Origin of the sequence: Mycobacterium sp. 1165178.9 (assembly GCF_001673555.1) — a bacterium.
GTDB lineage: Bacteria > Actinomycetota > Actinomycetes > Mycobacteriales > Mycobacteriaceae > Mycobacterium.
In genome coordinates this window covers 1-2,555 of sequence record NZ_LZMB01000062.1, presented here as the reverse complement: position 1 = coordinate 2,555, position 2,555 = coordinate 1, and the positions used below count along the sequence as shown (strand labels likewise).

General features: G+C 72.2%; 2 protein-coding genes and 1 pseudogene. 2 read left to right on the top strand and 1 reads right to left on the bottom strand.

All coding sequences use genetic code 11. The features are described from left to right. Positions 1-1,232: pseudogene (locus A5652_RS03180) on the top strand (primosome assembly protein PriA); the annotation flags it as partial. A gap of 129 nt (positions 1,233-1,361) precedes the next feature. Beyond that, positions 1,362-1,847, top strand: coding sequence for a MarR family winged helix-turn-helix transcriptional regulator (locus A5652_RS03175; protein ID WP_067346554.1), 486 nt, complete (start codon positions 1,362-1,364; stop codon positions 1,845-1,847). A gap of 86 nt (positions 1,848-1,933) precedes the next feature. Here A5652_RS03175 and A5652_RS03170 read toward each other — a convergent pair. Beyond that, the coding region (locus A5652_RS03170) for a class I SAM-dependent methyltransferase (protein WP_067346552.1) at positions 1,934-2,555 on the bottom strand (622 nt) is incomplete at its 5' end.

The window sequence follows — 2,555 nt, the reverse complement described above, 5'->3', positions numbered from 1 at the left end:
TCATGGTGTGGGCCGACGCCGACGACAGCCTGGCCGAACCGCGCGCGCCGTATCCGCATGCCCGCGAGGTGGCGATGCTGCGCGCCCATCAGGCCCGGTGCGCGGCGCTGATCGGCGGCTACGCTCGGACCGCCGAAGCCCACGCGCTGGTGCGCAGCGGATGGGCGCATGACATCGTCGCCGCGCGGCCGATGGTGCGCGCCCGCACGCCGCGAGTGATCGCCCTGGACGACACCGGCTACGCCGACGAGCGCGACCCGGCGGCCCGGACGGCACGCGTCCCTTCCATCGCGCTGCGCGCCGCCCGCTCGGCGCTGCAGGCCGGGGCGCCGGTGCTGGTGCAGGTGCCCCGGCGGGGCTACATCCCCGCGCTGGCCTGCGCGCGGTGCCGCACGATCGCCCGTTGCCGGCACTGCACGGGCCCGCTGTCGCTGCAGGAGGGCGGCGCCGCTCTGCTGTGCCGCTGGTGCGGCCGCGTCGACCCGGCGCGACGGTGCGCGCGCTGCGGGTCGGACGCGGTGCGCGCCGTCGTCGTCGCGTCGCGCCGCACCGCCGAGGAACTCGGCCGCGCGTTTCCGGGCACGGCGGTGATCACGTCGTCGGGCGACGACGTGGTGCCCGAGGTCGCGGCCGGTCCGGCCCTGGTGGTGGCCACCCCGGGCGCCGAGCCGCAGGCGTGCGGCGGTTATGGGGCGGCGCTGCTGTTGGACACCTGGGCGCTGCTGGGCCGCCAAGACCTACGCGCGGCCGAGGATGCATTGTGGCGCTGGATGACCGCCGCCGCGCTGGTGCGTGCCCGCGCCGACGGCGGTGTGGTGATGATCGTCGCCGAATCATCGCTTCCCACAGTGCAATCGCTGATCCGTTGGGATCCCGTGGGTCATGCGGAGGCCGAGGTGACCGCGCGGGCCGAGGTCGGTCTGCCGCCCAGCGTGCACATGGCGGCCGTCGACGGGACCGCCGGCGCCGTGACGGCCCTGCTCGACGAGGCCCGACTGTCGGATCAGGAGTCCCTGGACGCGGATTTGCTTGGGCCGGTGGACCTTCCGGCCGGCGTGCGCCGCCCGGCCGGAACCCCTGCCGGCGCCCCGGTGACGCGAATGCTGGTGCGGGTGCCCCGTCAGCAGGGCCTGGCGCTGGCGGCGGCGCTGCGGCGCGGCATCAGCGTCCTCAGCGCCAGGCAAAGCCATGAGCCGGCCCGGGTGCAGATCGATCCGCTGCACATCGGTTAACCTTCACCAACCATTACCCTAGGCGACAATATACGAATGCAATAATCTCTTTTTACGACATTAGTGTGTTGCTACACTTTCTAATCCTTAGCCACCGAAGGGCCGGAGACCATCCGGGGAGGGGCGTTTATGGCAGCGGATCACATCGCGGTTGACGAGTCATTGGACGCCATCACCGATGCTCTACTGACGGCCTCCCGTTTGCTGATGGCCATCTCGGCCCGCTCCGTCGGGCAGGTCGACGAGACCATCACCATCGCGCAGTTCCGGACGCTGGTGATCCTGTCCAATCGCGGCCCGGTCAACCTGGCCACCCTGGCGGGTCTGCTCGGTGTGCAGCCGTCGGCCACGGGCCGAATGGTGGACCGGTTGGTCGCCGCCGGGCTGATCGACCGCCTGCCGCACCCGACCTCGCGGCGCGAGCTGCTCGCCGCGCTCACTACGCGCGGCCGCGACGTCGTGCATCAGGTCACCGCGCACCGGCGTTCCGAGATCGCGGCCATCGTGGCGAAGATGCCCCCGCCGGAGCGGCACGGGCTGGTGCGCGCCCTGACGGCCTTCACCGCCGCCGGCGGCGAGCCCGACGTCCACCTGGACGCCGAGATCGACCTGTAGTCGGCTGTGGCGACCCCGATCCCGATCGGGAGCGCGGCAGTGGGGGCACCTCCCGCTTGCGGGGGACCGGGTCGCCACCTTCGGGTCTAGTGGCTCCGCTTTCGGGCGGTCACCAGCAGGTACTCCCAGCCCATGACGCCGTTGGTCAGGTGGTCCTGCGCGAGTTCGATGAGCTGGGCGTCCAGCTCGGCCGTCAGCACCCGGTTGTGGCCGATGTTCGCGTACGCCTCGATCGTCGGGCCGTAGTGCCGCTTGAAGTATTCGTGCACGGCCTCGGCGCTGTCGAATCGGTTGACCGCCAACATGCCTCGCGTCGCGGTCATCCCGCCGATCTCTTCGCCGAGCAGCGCGGCGACGTAGCCCGGGCGCCCCCAGAGCGCGGCCGGCGGCACGGGGTGCGACAGGCTCGGGCGGTAGGGGCGAATGGTGGCCAGCATCCGGCCGAAGAATCCTTCGGGGGTCCAGCTGATCACGCCGATCGTGCCGCCCGGTCGGCAGACCCGGACCAGTTCGGCGGCGGCGCGCGGCTGGTCGGGGGCGAACTGCACGCCGATCGCGGACATGACGACGTCGAACTCGCCGTCACCGAACGGCAGCGCCTGCGCGTTGGCCTCCCGGTAGTCGATCGCCAAGCCCCGTGCCTTCGCCCGCGCTTGCGACCGGCGCAGCAGCTCCGGGGTGAGGTCGGGATACCACGGCGGCGCCGGT